Source organism: Gammaproteobacteria bacterium (genome assembly GCA_013696315.1).
In the GTDB taxonomy this organism is placed as follows: Bacteria; Pseudomonadota; Gammaproteobacteria; order JACCYU01; family JACCYU01; genus JACCYU01.
The window spans coordinates 1-15,649 of record JACCYU010000084.1; the positions used below are offsets into that span (position 1 = coordinate 1).

At 61.8% G+C, this 15,649-nt stretch carries 16 protein-coding genes; 12 read left to right on the plus strand and 4 right to left on the minus strand.

All coding sequences use genetic code 11. The features are described from left to right. The first annotated feature begins 156 nt into the window (after positions 1-156). Genes H0V34_04760 through hda form a run of 3 tightly spaced genes read left to right on the plus strand, consistent with a single transcriptional unit; the run spans position 157 to position 2,461 of the window. A complete protein-coding gene (locus H0V34_04760) occupies positions 157-702 on the plus strand; it encodes a CDP-alcohol phosphatidyltransferase family protein (GenBank protein ID MBA2491034.1) in 546 nt (181 codons plus the stop codon). Beyond that, positions 699-1,769 carry an AI-2E family transporter gene (locus H0V34_04765; GenBank protein ID MBA2491035.1) on the plus strand — a complete coding sequence of 357 codons (1,071 nt, stop codon included), beginning with the start codon at positions 699-701 and terminating at the stop codon, positions 1,767-1,769. Before H0V34_04760 ends, H0V34_04765 begins: the two co-directional genes overlap by 4 nt. Next, positions 1,766-2,461, plus strand: a complete 696-nt coding sequence (gene hda, locus H0V34_04770) for a DnaA regulatory inactivator Hda (protein MBA2491036.1) — start codon at positions 1,766-1,768, stop codon at positions 2,459-2,461. Before H0V34_04765 ends, hda begins: the two co-directional genes overlap by 4 nt. 91 nt (positions 2,462-2,552) lie before the next feature. Here hda and wrbA read toward each other — a convergent pair whose 3' ends face one another. After that, positions 2,553-3,158, minus strand: coding sequence for an NAD(P)H:quinone oxidoreductase (gene wrbA, locus H0V34_04775; protein MBA2491037.1), 606 nt, complete (start codon positions 3,156-3,158; stop codon positions 2,553-2,555). A 199-nt stretch (positions 3,159-3,357) separates the two neighbouring features. Here wrbA and H0V34_04780 point away from each other — a divergent pair, with 199 nt between their 5' ends. The 3 genes from H0V34_04780 to H0V34_04790 are packed head-to-tail and all read left to right on the plus strand — an operon-like array spanning position 3,358 to position 4,371. Then, positions 3,358-3,678, plus strand: a complete 321-nt coding sequence (locus H0V34_04780; GenBank protein ID MBA2491038.1) for a DUF4398 domain-containing protein — start codon at positions 3,358-3,360, stop codon at positions 3,676-3,678. A 54-nt stretch (positions 3,679-3,732) separates the two neighbouring features. Then, entirely contained in the window at positions 3,733-4,029 is a 297-nt protein-coding gene (locus tag H0V34_04785) for an acylphosphatase (GenBank protein ID MBA2491039.1), read from the plus strand. Between the two features lie 9 nt (positions 4,030-4,038). Beyond that, the gene (locus H0V34_04790) at positions 4,039-4,371 is read left to right on the plus strand and encodes a hypothetical protein (GenBank protein MBA2491040.1); all 333 of its coding nucleotides are present in this window, start codon (positions 4,039-4,041) and stop codon (positions 4,369-4,371) included. A gap of 200 nt (positions 4,372-4,571) precedes the next feature. Here the strand turns inward: H0V34_04790 and H0V34_04795 are convergent, their stop codons facing one another. Next, positions 4,572-5,639 (minus strand): DUF1207 domain-containing protein, encoded by a 1,068-nt coding sequence (locus H0V34_04795; GenBank protein MBA2491041.1) that lies wholly within the window; start codon positions 5,637-5,639, stop codon positions 4,572-4,574. Positions 5,640-6,109: 470 nt separating this feature from the next. Here H0V34_04795 and H0V34_04800 point away from each other — a divergent pair, with 470 nt between their 5' ends. The 4 genes from H0V34_04800 to H0V34_04815 all read left to right on the plus strand — a co-directional run bounded on the left by H0V34_04800 (position 6,110) and on the right by H0V34_04815 (position 11,660). Then, a complete protein-coding gene (locus H0V34_04800; GenBank protein ID MBA2491042.1) occupies positions 6,110-8,131 on the plus strand; it encodes a hypothetical protein in 2,022 nt (673 codons plus the stop codon). Between the two features lie 72 nt (positions 8,132-8,203). After that, a complete protein-coding gene (locus H0V34_04805; GenBank protein MBA2491043.1) occupies positions 8,204-10,390 on the plus strand; it encodes a PAS domain-containing protein in 2,187 nt (728 codons plus the stop codon). Beyond that, the gene (locus tag H0V34_04810) at positions 10,383-10,811 is read left to right on the plus strand and encodes a response regulator (protein MBA2491044.1); all 429 of its coding nucleotides are present in this window, start codon (positions 10,383-10,385) and stop codon (positions 10,809-10,811) included. The genes H0V34_04805 and H0V34_04810 overlap by 8 nt, the downstream gene beginning before the upstream one ends. 186 nt (positions 10,812-10,997) lie before the next feature. Continuing rightward, entirely contained in the window at positions 10,998-11,660 is a 663-nt protein-coding gene (locus H0V34_04815) for a DUF2959 domain-containing protein (protein ID MBA2491045.1), read from the plus strand. A gap of 55 nt (positions 11,661-11,715) precedes the next feature. Here the strand turns inward: H0V34_04815 and H0V34_04820 are convergent, their stop codons facing one another. Further along, the gene (locus H0V34_04820; protein MBA2491046.1) at positions 11,716-12,159 is read right to left on the minus strand and encodes a PA2169 family four-helix-bundle protein; all 444 of its coding nucleotides are present in this window, start codon (positions 12,157-12,159) and stop codon (positions 11,716-11,718) included. A 151-nt stretch (positions 12,160-12,310) separates the two neighbouring features. Between H0V34_04820 and H0V34_04825 the strand changes: the two genes are divergently transcribed. Continuing rightward, the gene (locus tag H0V34_04825) at positions 12,311-13,207 is read left to right on the plus strand and encodes a phosphatase PAP2 family protein (GenBank protein MBA2491047.1); all 897 of its coding nucleotides are present in this window, start codon (positions 12,311-12,313) and stop codon (positions 13,205-13,207) included. 54 nt (positions 13,208-13,261) lie between these two features. On the opposite strand, the gene H0V34_04830 is transcribed toward H0V34_04825, so the two are convergent. Continuing rightward, positions 13,262-13,936: a PRC-barrel domain-containing protein gene (locus H0V34_04830; protein MBA2491048.1), complete on the minus strand. Its 675-nt coding sequence runs from the start codon at positions 13,934-13,936 to the stop codon at positions 13,262-13,264. A 442-nt stretch (positions 13,937-14,378) separates the two neighbouring features. On the opposite strand from H0V34_04830, the gene H0V34_04835 reads away from it, so the two are divergent. Continuing rightward, on the plus strand, positions 14,379-15,649 hold a 1,271-nt coding region (locus tag H0V34_04835), incomplete at its 3' end, for a sigma-54-dependent Fis family transcriptional regulator (GenBank protein MBA2491049.1).

Sequence of the window (15,649 nt, forward strand, 5' to 3'; positions counted from 1 at the left end):
AAGCAGCGCCGCGGCCGGTGCTTGCCCAGAGGACACTCAGGGATAAACCTGCGCACGGGGGCAAATCTGTGGACGTCCCCGAACGCGTGCCGGCGCTGCATTTCCGAATGCTCCAGTGAACGCGGGCCAGCGCCGCACATGCGGACCCAAACAGTCGTGAAGGTACGATATCTTCCGAATCTAATCACGGTGTTGCGGTTTCTGCTCGTGGTGCCGCTGATGGGCCTGCTTGTCGGCGGACATTACGCCGCGGCCTTGAGCCTGTTCGCGGTGATGGGTGCGTCCGATGCGGTGGACGGGTTCCTCGCCAAGCGTTTCCACTGGGAGAGCCGGCTCGGACAGTTTCTGGACCCGCTGTCCGACAAGACCATGCTGGTCTGCACGTATCTCACCCTGGGCTGGCTGGGGTTACTGCCGGCCTGGCTGGTAGCGGCGGTTATACTGCGTGATCTGGTTATCGTGGCTGGCGCGCTGGCTTATCACTTTGTGACGCACCGACTAGAGATGCGTCCCACCTGGATCAGCAAGATCAATACAGTAGCGCAGATTATGCTGGCGGTGGCGGTGATTGCCGACCAGTTTCTCGTCATGACCGATCTGATAGCGGACGCCCTCATGTTTATCGTATTCGCCACCACTGTAGCCAGCGGCTTGCACTACGTGCTGGAGTGGAGCCGGCTCGCACGCGAGGCGCGGCCATGATTATGTCGGAATCGCGCACCTGGCTGATGCTCGCCTTTTTTTTGTTGTGCGTCTGGCTCTTGTATATTCTGTCGCCCATCCTCACGCCGTTTCTGATCTCGGCGCTGCTGGCTTATCTGGGCGACCCGCTGGTGGACTGGCTGCAGCGTCTGGGTCTGCCGCGCACCATGGCGGTGGTGGTGGTGTTCGCGGGTTTTCTGGTGCTGCTGGCAGTGATAATTATCGTGCTGGTGCCGGTGATCGGCAAGCAGATCACCGCGCTCGCCGACGCCACGCCCGGCTATCTGGACTGGATAAATACTGTGCTTATCCCGTGGCTGGAGCGACGGCTGGACGTCAGTATTTCCACAATCGACCTGGCGGGGCTAAAAAGCACGCTGTCCGATAATTTCCGCGCGGCGGGCAGTACCGCGGCCAATGTGCTGGGCTATATCACACAGTCCGGCATGGTGCTGGTCGGCTGGGTGCTCAATCTGCTGCTGATCCCGGTAGTGGTTTTTTACCTGTTGCGGGACTGGGATCGTATCATTACCGCCGTCAACACGCTGCTGCCGCGCAATGTCGAACCGACGGTCAGTCGCCTCACGCGCGAGTCGAACGACATGCTGGGGGCGTTTCTGCGCGGCCAGTTGCTCGTGATGTTGGCGTTGGGCACCATTTATTCGAGCGGGCTGTGGCTGATTGGACTGAATTTCGCCTTGCTGATCGGCCTGGTTGCGGGGCTGGTGAGCTTCGTGCCGTATCTGGGTGTGATCGTTGGCTTCGTGCTCGCGGCGGTCGCGATACTGTTCCAGACCGGAGACGTGCTGCAAGTGCTGTGGGTCGCGGTGGTATTCAGCGCCGGTCAGACTCTGGAAGGGATGGTGCTCACGCCCTGGCTGGTGGGCGATCGCATTGGCATCCATCCGGTGATGGTTATCTTCGCGGTGCTGGCCGGCGGGCAACTGTTCGGCTTCTTCGGCGTGCTGCTGGCGCTGCCGGTGGCCTCCGTGCTGGCGGTGCTCGCACGCTACGCCCGTGAGCGATATATCGAAAGCGACTTGTACGAGCCCGACGACGCGCGGTGAGACATCAGCTTGCACTGAACATAAGGCTGCGCGAAGGCGCGACTTTCGCCGCCTACCACGCCGACACCAATCAGGACGCCGTACACGCCATCAGCGCCCTGGCCGAAGCGCGCGATCCGCCCCGGCAGGCGTACGTATGGGGCGGGCCCGCTACCGGCAAGAGCCATTTACTGCAGGCGGTCTGTCACCGGGCGAGCCTTCAGCGCCGCTCCAGCGTATACCTTCCGCTCGCACAGTTCGACGCGGCGCAGGCGGACGTGCTGGACGACCTGTTCGATATCGAGGCCGTTTGTATCGACGATATCGATGTGACCGTCGGGCATGCGGCATGGGAACACGCGCTATTCAACGCCATCAATACGACGCTCAACGCCGGCCATTGTCTGGTGCTGGCGTCGCGCGATAATCCGGCGCACCTGACGCCGGACCTGCGGGATCTGCGTTCGCGGCTGTTATGGGGGCCGGTGTTTCACTTAAAGCCGCTGGATGACGCGGGCAAGCTGGATGCGCTCAAGGCGCGGGCGAAGGAGTGCGGGCTTGAATTGAAAGACGACGCGGGACGCTTTCTGTTGAACAACTGCCGGCGCGATTTGCCCTCACTGTTTGCAGCGCTGGCGCGGCTGGACCGGGCATCGCTCGCCGCGCAACGGCGTGTAACCATTCCGTTCATCAAGTCGGTGCTGCACTTGTAACCGGTTCAGCATCGTAGGCTGGGTTGAGCTGCGCGTAACCCAGCGCGCGCATACCGGGATTGCCATCTCAGCCTACTACTCTTGCTTGCGGTCAATCTAATTGCGCTGACTTCATCGCTTTGGCTACGCGCGCGATGCGCGCGCCCAGCGCCGCACACAAATCCTTCTCCTCGGCGCTCAAGGGCGCGTCATTATCGGCGCCCGCGGTGTGGCTAGGACCATAAGGCGTGCCGCCGCCCCGCGTGCTGAACAGCGCGGATTCGGTATAGGGCAGGCCCACGATCAGCATGCCGTGGTGCATCAGCGGCAGCATCATCGACAGCAAGGTGCTCTCCTGACCGCCGTGCGGGCTGGCCGTGGATGTGAACACGCCGGCCGGTTTGTCCACCAGCGCACCCGAAAGCCATTGTGCGCTGGTCTGATCCAGAAAATACTTTAGCGGCGCGGCCATGTTGCCGAAGCGCGTGGGGGAACCCAGCGCCAGGCCGGCGCACTGACTCAAGTCGTCAAGCGTGGCGTAAGGCGGGCCAGCGGGGGGGACATCATCGTCTACTGCTTCTGACACCGAGGATACCGCAGGTACGGTGCGCAGCCGCGCGCGCATGTCCGCGATTGATTCCACGCCGCGCGCGACGCGCCGCGCCATGTCGGCGGTGGCTCCGTGCCGGCTGTAATAAAGCACCAGCACGTCGTTCATTGCGCCGCGCCGCGCACAAGGCTTGGTCGTATCGAAATAATCATAGATAATGCCGTGCTGATGTTGGCAATAATTTTGCGCTATCCCTAGCGGCGGGGATAACGCATCCCCCCGTTCGTCATTGCGCAGGTTCGAGTCCGCGAGATGCTTGAGATGAGCAGGTCTGTTTCAGAATATACCGCATCGATGGCGCACGTAGATGCGTGAGCGTGTCGGCCGCATGCGCCGCTACCTGCTGTTGCTCATGCCGTTGCTGGCTATGGGCTGCGCGTCCACGCCGCCCGTGCAGGAAATGAGCAACGCGCGCCAGGCCATACAGGCGGCCCGCGCCGTGCACGCTGACCAGCGGGCGCGCAGCGCCTACGTCAAGGCGCAGGCGCATATTCTCCACGCGGAGTCGGCGCTGGAAAACGGCAATTATCAGGATGCGCGGGAACACGCCAACTGGGCGAAAACGCACGCCCTGGAAGCGCGCCAGCGGACGCTGATGCGGGCGGCGGGCGATGAATCCATCGAGTGATTGCCATCGATGCCGCGGCTGCCCGGGATCCCGACTGGTCGCGCGCCTAGTGAAATGAATTCCGGCGCCGGCAAGAGCGTACGGTTTGTCGTGAGCGGCACAGTGCAGGGCGTGTTCTTCCGCGCCGCCACGCAGGAGCAGGCCCGTAGGCTGGGACTCGCTGGTTATGTCAAAAACCTGCATGACGGCCGGGTCGAAGTGCATGCGCGCGGCGCGAGCGGTGCCGTGGAGGCGCTGGAGCGCTGGCTGTGGCAGGGCCCGCCTAACGCAGAAGTAACCGCGGTGGAGGTCGCGCACGCAGCCCCCGCGTCGGCAGGGCAGCCGGCGCAGGGAAGCTTCGACGTCCGCTAGCCGCGGGGGTTGCTGAGCAATATTTTCAAGCTTTTTGTAAAAGTTACCGGTATGACGTTTGACTCACCATCGGGTTGCCCGTGGTTCGCCGTATTTTTAACTGATTTATTGCGTCAAGCGATGTGGAACGGATATTGCTGCCAACAGAGTTACAAGTTGAACCAGGATTTCTGTCCGGCCACTGAAGCGATGTACATGCGAAACATGATACTACCTGCCGCGTTGGCCATGTTGATTACGCTAGTAATCGCCGGTTGCGCGCAGGACATGGAAGACGCGGGTGAAGAGATCGACGAGGCCGCCGAAGAGGCCGGCGACCGCGCGGAGGATGCGACCGACTAGCCATCCTCACCATCACAATGTGCATTGCGGAGATCTATACGCCTCCGATGACGGTCGTCCCCTCCCCCCTTGGACCGTCATGTTGGGCCGGTTGCCAAAACAACCGGCTCATTTTTTTGAGTGCATAAAAATTTCCTGGATAGACACCCTGCGGAGCATAATAATCCCGCCGTGTGCGCGTATTCTCTGTAGATCGACCGCTAGAGATCGAAAAACACGCCCAGGCCCCAGAAGCTCAATGGCGTATCGAAAAACTGGCCGTTCGGTGAGAAGCCGTTGAAGCGTTCCAGCATCAGCCGCAACTCGCGCCCGCCGTTCCGCCGCCATGCCAATCCCAGCAGATAGGACTGATTGACTTCCCAGTCCTGCTGCTCGAAGCCCTGAAAGTCGGCGGCGCCGACCAAATCGAGTTCGCCGAGCGCACCTGGCCAGCGGGTTTCCAGTCCAGCGTGCCAGTGCGCGGGGTCGAGGCCCGGGTTGGCCGAAAAAATATAGCCCCCGCCGCCATATATGCGTATGCCGCGCAGCTCGTAGGCGAGCAGCAGCTCCGCATCCTCGTAGCTCAAATTGATGCGCTCGACCCCCGGATTGCCGAGCAGGAATTCGTGGCCCAGATGCGAGCTCTGGTGATAGACCCGGCCGCGCGCGGAGAGCGCGCCGCGTCTGTAGCTCGCCGGAAAGCCGATTACGAAGGCGGTGTTGATCAGGTTCAGAGATGCGGTGTCCAGGTTGAACAGCGAGAAAATGCCGGCCTGTATGCCGATCTCGAAACGGCCCGCGCGCGTAGCCGTTCTCGCCAGCGCGAAAGAGTCCCCGATTGAGGCCAGGCCCGCATTGAAATTCCCGCCGGGGATGTAATGCGCCTGATAGTGGGCGGCGAAACGCGGCTGGCGCGAATCGGCCATCAACGCCGGGAACAGTTCACCCGCCGGCAGCGCGACCTCGTCACTGACGATCGGTGCGGGTGTTTCACTTCTTTTAGACGCCTGCACGGCAGTGCAGGGCGGCCCGCGCCACTTTACTCGCGCGATGTTCGCCAAGCCGGTCAGCGCTTGTTCAAGCGCCTGGCGCTGTCTTGGTTGTACGCACTCCTGGGCGCGCAGTATCGCGTTGCCGCCCATGACGGTCAGCACCTTTACGGGAGTACTTTTGAAGCGTGCGTCGAGCAGGCCCTGTGCGTAGCCTCGCCCATAATCATCACCAGGATCGTCCGCGCTTGCGCCGGCCGCGAACAACAACGTGGCTGAGAGCGCAATAGATCTGAGCATGAGGCAAGGCGCCGGAGAACGTAATCCGAGAACGGCTCAGTTGTACAAAACAACGGGATGCACTAACCGACAACGGCTGCATCTATAGGCAACAGGCTCGATGAGTGAAGCAGCCTCCTTGGCGTTACGAACCCGAAACCCAGTGCGGCGAATGGCGGATATCGTTGCCCCGCGGCCCGCCCATCATCCGGACTCTATACAATACCCGCGAAAGCCAGCACCGCGATTACGACCACAAAATGACACCGATTATGTAGAAAACGTTATATCCCATGCCTGTTCTCCGGTTTTTTCTGGTACGCACGCCGCGGCAACTAATGTGCCGCGGGTTTTGGTCCTGCCACCCTGAGTATAGGCTATTCCGGTGTTAGACTTTAAGCTCGTGAATTTATGTGAAAGGCGCTGCGTAGTCCCAGCGCGAAGTCGCGCTGGCGCAATAACCAAGAGGGGCCCCTCACCGGGAGAACAACTTGCCTGACCCCGAACACGCCGAATCCCGCCACAGCCCGGTAACTCGCGATAAGTCCGAAACCCACGATGACAAAGGGCAGCCGGAAGCGAACGACGTAACACCCGCTGGCACGGGTTTCCCTATCGTGGGTCTGGGCGCCTCGGCAGGCGGGCTCGAAGCCTTTAGCAGTTTTTTCGACAACATGCCGCCGGATAGCGGAATGGCTTTCGTGCTGGTGATGCATCTCGCGCCGGACCGCGAAAGCCGTGTGGCGGAACTGCTCGCGGGGCACACGGAAATGGCCATACATCCGGCGCGCGATGGCATGCGGGTCGAGCCGAACACTGTTTACGTCATCCAGCCGGATAACGTCCTCACCATCCGCGAGGGCGTGTTGCATGTCACCGCACCCGCCCCCCCGCGCGAGCATCGCCACCTCATCGACGAGTTTTTCTCCTCGCTGGCCGCGGCGCAGGGTCGCAATGCGATCTGCATCGTGCTGTCCGGCACCGGCACGGACGGCACGCGGGGGCTGTGCGCGATCAAGGAACTGGGCGGCATCACCATGACCCAGACCGAGGCTCGCTATGGGGACATGCCGCACAGCGCCCACGCCACCGGACTCGGCGACTACCACCTGCCGGTGGAGGAGATGCCGGCTTCCCTGCGCGAATACGCGGCGCACATCGGCCGGGTCGATAACGAGAGGGTGATCGAGCGGCTGCGCGGCAATGGCCGTGAACAGCTTGGCCGCATTCTGGCCATGCTGCGGTCACACACCTGGCACGACTTCAGCCACTACAAGGAAACCACCATCCTCCGCCGCATCGAGCGACGCATCCAGGTCACCCAAAAGTCCTCGCCGGACCAATACGTCGAGCTCTTGCGCGAATCGCCCGATGAGATCGGGCGGCTGTTCAGCGACATGCTGATCGGCGTGACTCAGTTCATGCGCGACGATGAGGTCTTCGAGGCGCTTGAAAGCAAGGTTGTGCCGGAGCTTTGCGCACACAAGAGCGCGGGTGAAAACGTGCGCGTCTGGGTGCCCGGTTGCGCCAGCGGCGAGGAGGCCTATTCACTGGCCATCCTGTTCCTGCGCGAAATAGGCCGCGGCGATCACGATCTCAGCCCGCAGGTGTTCGCCACCGATATCGATAGCAAGGCGCTGGACGCCGCCCGCGCCGCCATTTATCCGGAGTCGATTACCGCGCACCTGACCGGCGAGCAGCTCGAGCATTACTTCCGCAAGCACGGCCATGGCTATCGGGTCGTCAAGCGCGTGCGCGAGGCGTGCATCTTCTCGAAACACGACCTCATCAGGGATCCGCCGTTTTCGCGGCTGGACATGATTTCCTGTCGTAATGTACTCATCTACATGACCCACACCCTGCAACAGCGCCTGATCCCCATTTTCCACTACGCGCTGCGACCCGGCGGCGTGCTGCTGCTGGGACCTTCCGAGACCGTCACGCGCTTTGAGCATCTGTTCGAACCCATCGACCACAAGCAACGCCTGTTCCGTCGCCGAGACTTATCCGTGGCACCCCGGTTCGATTTTCCGCTGGGTAGTTACGGCGATTCGACCAATGCGCGCGAAACCGGCAGCGAGGAGCGTCAGCGTAACCGCGAAAACAGTGTCAGCCGCCAGGCGGAGCGCTATCTGCTGGAGCAGTACGCGCCATCCTGTGTAGTGGTCGATAGCCGCTATGAAGCGGTCTATTTTGCGGGCAACACCGGGCAATATCTGCAGCCGCCGTCCGGCGCGCCGGATAACGCGGTACTGAACATGGCCCGCCACGGGCTCAAAAACCAGCTCCGCCAGGCGCTCGATGATGCGGCGCGTACTCAGCAGCCGGTGGTGCGCGAAGACGTCCACGTGAGAACCAACGGCGAATACGAAATCATCCGCCTGCGCGTGCGTCCGATCCCGCGCCTTGAACAGCGGGCCGATTATTACGCGGTGATTTTCGAGTCCGGTGACCCGCGGGGCGGGGAAGTGCCGCGGGCAAAGCCGCCCGAGCCGCCGGCGGTGGAACAGTAACAATCGCTGGTCCAGCAACTTGAGTCGGAGTTGGAGAGCACGCGGCGCCATCTGCGGGATACTACTGAAGATATGGAATCTTCTAACGAGGCGCTGAAATCGGCCAACGAAGAGCTGATGTCCACCAACGAGGAGCTGCAGTCCGCCGCCGAGGAGCTGGACACCTCGAAAGAAGAGCTGCAATCGGTGAACGAGGAACTGAGCTTCGCCAACGAGGAACTGCGGCGCAACAACGACCATCTCTCGCGCGCCAACAGCGACATCAAGAATCTTTTCGACAACACGCAGATTGCGATGATGTTTCTGGACAAGGACCTTCACATCCGCAGCCTCACGCCGCGCATGAGCGATCTTTATAACCTGCGGGCATCGGATACCGGACGCTCGATTACGGATATTCGCGCCAGGCATGACTACACGGACTTAGAGACTGACTTTAAGCGCGTGCTCGACACCCTCGAGCCGGTGGAGCGCAGTGTGCACACCGCCGATGGCGAATACGTGCTGCGCATCCTGCCCTACCAGACGCTGGATGGCCACATCGACGGCGTGGTGATGACGTTCATCGACATTACCAGCCTCACGCGGGCACGCGCGGATATCGAAGCGTTGACCGAGGCGCGGGCGCGGCGCGCCGGCGAGCTGGAGGCGATGCTCTCCGTGTTGCCTGTGGGCGTGCTGATCTGCGCCGACGCGAAGTCGGGGCAGGTACGCACGAACAGGATGGGCGCCGAAATTCTGGGAGTGACCGAAGGCGCTGAAATCTCCGGCCGCGGGAGGCCACCCCCGTTCAAACTGTTACGCGATGACAGCACCGTGGCGAGCGCGGAGTTTTCGCTGCAAAGAGTGCTCGAAACTGGCGAACCCCTGCGGCACGAGGGTTTGCGGGTGCAGCGCGCCGACGGCGCCGTGCGCGACATTGAACTTTCGGCGTGGCCGGTAAAAGACGAGGAGGGCGCGCTGTGCGGCGCGGTCGGTGTGTTCACCGATGTGACCGAGCGCAAGCGGCAGATCGATTTGTGGAAGGCCCAGCAGTCCGCGCTTTCCCGGCTCGCCCTGTTCGCCTTCGGCGAAAGCGACATCGCCGCGGTTCTGCGACAGGTCGTCACCTGTCTGTGCGAGGTGCTGGAAGGCGCGCGCTGCGAGGTATGGCGGCTGCACGCGGAGCGCAATGAGCTGGTGCTGGCAGCCACCTCGACTGACGTGGCCATTGATACGAAAACGCAGGCCGTACCCGCCGATGCCGGTAATTTATTCGGTTACACTCTGACCAGCGAACTTCTTGTCGTCATCGAAGACGCAACGGCTGAGACTCGCTTTGCGTATCCATCCCACCTGCGCCGCGAGGGTATGGTGCGCGGTCTGAGTGTGGCGGTAAAAGCGGATGGCGGGCTGTGGGGGGTGCTCTGTGTACACGATCACCGGCGGCGGAAATTTCTGGTCTACGACACGAACTTCCTGCAATCGGTCGCGGATCTGCTGGGCGGTGTGTTGCGACGAAAAGCATTGGAGATCGGTCACGGGGAAGCTCAACGCCGGCAGGCGTTGGCCGAGGCCGAGGATCGGGTGCGCCAGGCCGAACGACTGGCGTCGCTGGGGACCTTGGCGGCCGGCATCGCGCACGAGGTCAACAACCCGCTGAACTCCATTCTCATGAACGCCGAACTAGGAATCGTGTCGCTGCAAAACGAGCGTGCCCGCGAGAAGCTGCCCAGACTGCTGGATACGATCATCAAGGAGGCGCGTCGCGGCGGGGCCATTACCCGTAACGTTTTGCAGTTTGCCAAGGCCGATCAATTCACGCCCAAGCGTCTCGCGGACCTGAACAATCTCATTCTCCGCGCACGGGACTATGTGGCACCGGTATTGCACGATTCCACCGTGGAACTCGAATTTGCCCTGGAGCCCGCATTGCCGCGGATCGAGCTGAACCAGATCGCTTTGGAGCAGGCCATGGTCAATCTCATTAACAATGCCGTTCAGTCTGGCGGCTCGAAGGTGAAGATCGAGACTGCACGTGAGAAGGATTACGCGCGGGTGACGGTCACCGACGACGGGCGTGGCATTCCGGAAGCGGAGCTTCAGCATATTTTTGACCAGTTCTACACGACGCGCCGCTCGCAGGGTGGCTCCGGGCTGGGCCTGAGCCTGGTGCACCGCATAATCGCCGACCACGACGGCACGGTCGAAGCACGGCGCCGGAAGGGCAGGGGAACGCAGTTTATATTGCGGTTGCCGCTTGGCGATAAGGATGCGTAATCTGCCGCAGATAGACTGGAAGGACAGTGTGGGCGAAATGAAGAAAATGCTGATCGCCGAGGACGAAGTCCACGCGCGGGAAGCGCTGGCGGCGTTTTTCGAAAGTCAGGGTTTCGAGGTGCGCTGCGCCTCCGACGGCGAACAGGCGCTCAATATCGGTAACGAGTTCGTGCCCGATGTGCTCATAACCGATTGGTTGCTGGAGGGCGAATTCAGCGGCGTGGGTGTCGCGCGCGCGCTGGCGCAGGCCGCGCCGCACACGGCGATTATTCTGGTCTCTGGACATCCGATAGCGGAGCTGCGCGCGATCACCGGTGACCTGGAGGTGGAAGCCTACATGGAGAAACCGATCAGCCTGTTCGACCTCAACGCCGTCGTGGAGCGCGCGGCCCAGAAAGAGCACAAGAAAGCGGCCACATGAACACCACGTGCCCCTTATGAGGGCAGTGATGACGCGCACAAACGCCAGCCGGTTCCGGGCCGCAATCGGTTGTCCCTGATTAGTGGCCGCTGATTGGTCGCCCATGATTTAGCCGCGATGGCCAAGCGCGCCTGTAAACGCGGCGAAACGTGCATACTTCCTGACCATAATTCTGAATCGCGCATGATGATCCCCCGTTCCTGGCGCGGCGCAATGGCCGTGCTTTGCATTCTGTTCGTGGCCGGTTGCCAGACCGCTTATTACAACGCGCTGGAAGAATTCGGTTTTCACAAGCGCGACCTGCTCGTTAGCCGCGTGCAGGACGCGCGGGATTCGCAAGCCGCGACCAAGGAGCAGTTCGAGTCCGCGCTGGCGGCATTCCAGAGCGTGGTGGATGTGGACGGCGGCGAACTGGAGACGCAATATGGACAGCTTAACGCCGAATATGAGCGCAGCGAGCTGCGCGCGCAGGCGGTGAGCGATCGTATTGACGCTGTGGAAGGTGTCGCCGAGGCGCTGTTCGACGAATGGTACGCAGAGCTGGATCAATACAGTGACCCGGATTTGCGCGCGGACAGCGAACGCAGCCTGGAAGCCACACAGGACCGGTATGAAATGCTGATGGACGCCATGTACCGCGCCGAGGACAGCATGGAACCCGTGCTCGCTGCGTTGCGCGATCAGGTGCTGGCGCTCAAGCACGACCTCAACGCGCAGGCAATCGCGTCGTTGCGCGGCGAACGCGCCACGGTGGAGGCCGATGTGGCGGCGCTGGTGGCCGAGATGGAGGCCGCAATCAGGGAAGCCGAGACGTTTCTGGCCGAGGTCGATCGTACACCCACACCCTAACCCTCTCCCGAGCGGGGAGGAATGGGCCTGATTCCTTCCCGTTTCAGGGGAAAGGCTAGGATGGGAGTGTCTTCGCCTCGGCGAGACGCTGACGGGCAATCTCGATATCGGCGCGCACCTGTTGCAGGTAATCGCGGGTGTCCGCCGGCAAGTCCTGTCGCAGGGCTGTCGCTATCATCGTGTCGATTCCGCCCTCGACGTGTTCGCGCTCGGTCAAAAGCTCGATGCGTTTGTCGGCCGATAAGGTGGCCTTCAGCCGCGCGAGCAGGCGCGCGACGGTTTCGCGGTCGCCATCCGCGTTGCGCGGTAGACCCCCCAGATTCCGAATATGGGATTCGAGCTCATCGGCGATGTCGCGGCGCTGTTGCGCGAGTTCACGGAACAGCGCCGCGGTGGCGTCCGGTTCCAGCATGCCGGCGGCGTCGTCGTAATGATCGGCGGCGTCCTTGATGTTCACGAGCACATCGTTGAGAGCGATCTGGGCATCATTGAGCAGCATCGGGGATCCTCGCGCATGGGTGCTCTTAAGGTCGAAGCGACGATTGCGTGGGACACGTCAACCGCTGCTTACATGAGTATAAAGCTTTGCGCGCCGTCCGCACGCGCGGAGATAGTGAACAACAATTCGCGAGTCTTTATACTGCGCGCGCATGGACATCCCCCCGAGTCATCCGCTATTGATCCTGCTGGTCGCTGTCCTGACTATTCTCATGGTATGGCGATTATCATGGTGGTTGCTGCGCCTGGGCGGGCGCGCGAGCGTCGCACTCGTGTCGCAGTTTCCCGCCACGCAGATCATGGCGCGCACCCATCCGCTACGCGCCGCGCTGTCTCGCCGTGCGCCCCGCACTTACGCCTTTATCGTCAGGCGGCTGACACCGCGGCACTTCGAAGGTCTGCCGCTGACCCTGATGGTGGTGGCGGCGTTATACCTGATCTTTCTGCTGGGCGGGCTGATCGAAGACGTGGTGGAAGCGGAAGAGATCGTGGCGTTCAACGAGGCGATCAACGGTTCCTTCGGACCTTACCGCACGCCCTATCTGGTCGAGGTCTTCGCATGGATTACGGACCTTGGCGGCATGCCCGCGCTGACCTTGGTCGCGTTCGTCACCACCGGTTTTCTCTGGACCTTGCACCGCGGATTTCTGATCCTGCCGCTGTGGGTGACGATCCTCGGCGCGAACGCCACCACGTGGGCGGGCAAGTTCGGTTTCGACATGGAGCGTCCGGAGTTCGCGACGTCCGTGACGGCGCTGTCGCCGTCTTTTCCCAGCGCGCACGCCACCGGCTCCATGGCCGTGCTTGGTTTCATCGCTTACTTGCTGGCCCGCGATCTCAAGCATTCGCGCGAGCGCTTCGAAGTGGCGTTCTGGAGCCTCACTCTGATCATTCTGATCAGCATCAGCCGCATATTCTTGAGCGTGCACTTTGCCAGCGACATCGCCGCGGGCCTGCTGATCGGCGGCTTCTGGCTACTGGTGGGTTTCGCCATCGCCGAGCGCGCGCGTCTGGCCCACGCCGGAAACAGAGGCGATACGCCAATATAACGCCGCCGGTGTTGTCAGCGTAACGGTAACGGGTCGATGCTTGATTAGCGATTGTCAGGGCTTCGACGGCGCGGCTTGCGTGTCTGAAGCCGCGGGCTGAGTGTCCCGCGGCTTTTTTTCGGCCTGCGCGGGCCATCGATCCTCGTCGAAGCCACGCATCTGTTCCAGCGCGGCCTGGCTGCGATCGAGTACGAAGATTTCGCGGTCCGCGGGCACGCGCAGGTCCTTCCACGGTACAGCCACCAGTTTCTCGCCCAGGCCCATCACGCCGCCGGCGCTGATCGCCACATACGCGATCTGCCCAGTATCGGGATTCAGGGCGATGTTTTCGATCGAGCCCAGCGGCTGGTCCTTGAGGTTAACCACCTCTGCGCCGACCACGTCCTCTGCTTTCAAAATCTTCTCTATCTTGCTCACGGGTCTGGCGCTATGCAGATAGGCTAACCGCTGAGACAGTTCGCGCCGTGTCTCGATCTTTTGCGCCACGTCGTCCAGCAGTTCGTCCATGCCGTCGGCGATGGCGGCGCACTCCGCTTCGCGACCGCGCTGATAAAACACCAGTGCCGCGTCGCGCAGCTGCCGCAGCTCGGTCTTGAGCGCATTGGGATAAGGACCTTGTTCGCCGCGCTCCACGAGCGCGTCTACCTGACTATCACAGCCGCCACCTACAGTGCAGCCCCAGGGAAGCAGCGCGGTCAACGCAACACCAGTGATTATACGGATGATCATCAAATTTCCTTCGATTCAGTCATTGGGAGCGCCCCACTCTCGCGGACCGGGACAAACCAGCCAGCGGTGGCGCCGCGTTCGGCGCGGCCCGCTGTGGTCCAGGTCGGTACGAACCGTGGAGGTAGCCAAAAGTGTAATCCAATTTTCGCCACGTTACGGCACAGCACTTCATGGTTCGCAAACGCGTTTCCACGGCAATGGCCTGGCCGGCGGTGTAATTTGTCATTCGATGTCGAAATTTTTAATTCAATGCCGATGGGGGGTGACGTATACTTTAAATTATGGAGCCTGACCGACGCAGCGGGTGTCCCTTTTTCGTCGGCACCGGATATCTGCATCAGTACCAAAAGCAGAGTCTTTAATAACACTAAAGGAGGTTCAACAATTGCGACGATTAGCAGGTGTCGCGTGCACCGCCGCGATCAGGGGGAAAATATAACTCGTGACAGATGTCCTGATAGTCGACGATGACTCGGCGTTCGGTCCCGAGCTTGCGAATTACGTGCGTCAGGAAGGTTATTCGGCGCGCACGGCGGCCACCTTGCACGATGCGCGTACGGTGCTGGCCGAAGGACTGCCCGAATTGCTGCTGATCGACCTGCAGCTCCCCGACGGCAGCGGGCTTGACCTCATTAGAGAACTTCCCAACGGCGGCGGCACGCAGGTGGTGGTGCTGACGGGCTACCCCAGCGTGGACTCGGCGGTCGAGGGATTGCGCGCCAACATTGCCGACTATATGACCAAACCAATCGATATGCAGCTGTTCCACGACTGCCTGACGCGAGTGTGCGGCGTTCCGCGTATACAACCTCCGCTACAGGAAGAGCGCCGCCGGTTTCGCGCCTTCGTGGGCAATTCCAAAGCCATGCGCCGGGTGTACCTGATGATCGGCAAGGTCGCGCAGACCGATGCGACCGTGCTGGTGCAGGGTGAGAGCGGGACCGGCAAGGAACTGGTCGCGCAGGCCATACATACTTTGAGCGCGCGCAGCCACGCTCCGTTTCTGGCGCTCAACTGCGGCGCCGTGCCGCAGGAGCTGATCGGCAACGAGCTGTTCGGCCACGAACGCGGCGGTTACACGGGCGCCAGCCGCCAGCACAAGGGCTACTTCGAGCGCGCGCAAGGCGGCACCCTGTTGCTGGACGAGATCACCGAGATGCCGCTGGAGCTGCAGGTGAATCTGCTGCGCGTGCTGGAGACAGGTAAGCTCACGCGTATCGGCGGTGACAAGGAGATCGACATCGACGTGCGCCTGGTGGCGGCGACCAATCGCGATGCGCGCCGCGCGGTCGCCGACGGCCGGCTGCGTGAAGATCTGTTCTACCGACTACAAGTGTTTCCCATCCACATGCCGCCGCTGCGCGAACGCCTGGATGACATCCCGCTGCTGGTCGAGCATTTTCTGGGTCGGCTCAATGCCAAGGCGCAATCGAACAAGCGCATGACGGACGGGGCGCTGGCGTGCATGGCCCGCCATGCTTGGCCCGGCAACGTGCGCGAACTCAAGAATATGCTGCATCGCATTTTTATTCTGTCGGAGCACGATATCCAGGCCGCGCTATTGTTGCAGATGCCGGAGTTCGCAAACCCGTCGCGCGAAATCGCCGACGATGAGGTTTCCGCTCTGAATGGCAACGCCATCATGAACGTCACGCCGCTGGAAGACGCCGAGCGGCGCCTGATTCTGGACACCCTGGCGGAATGCAACGGCGA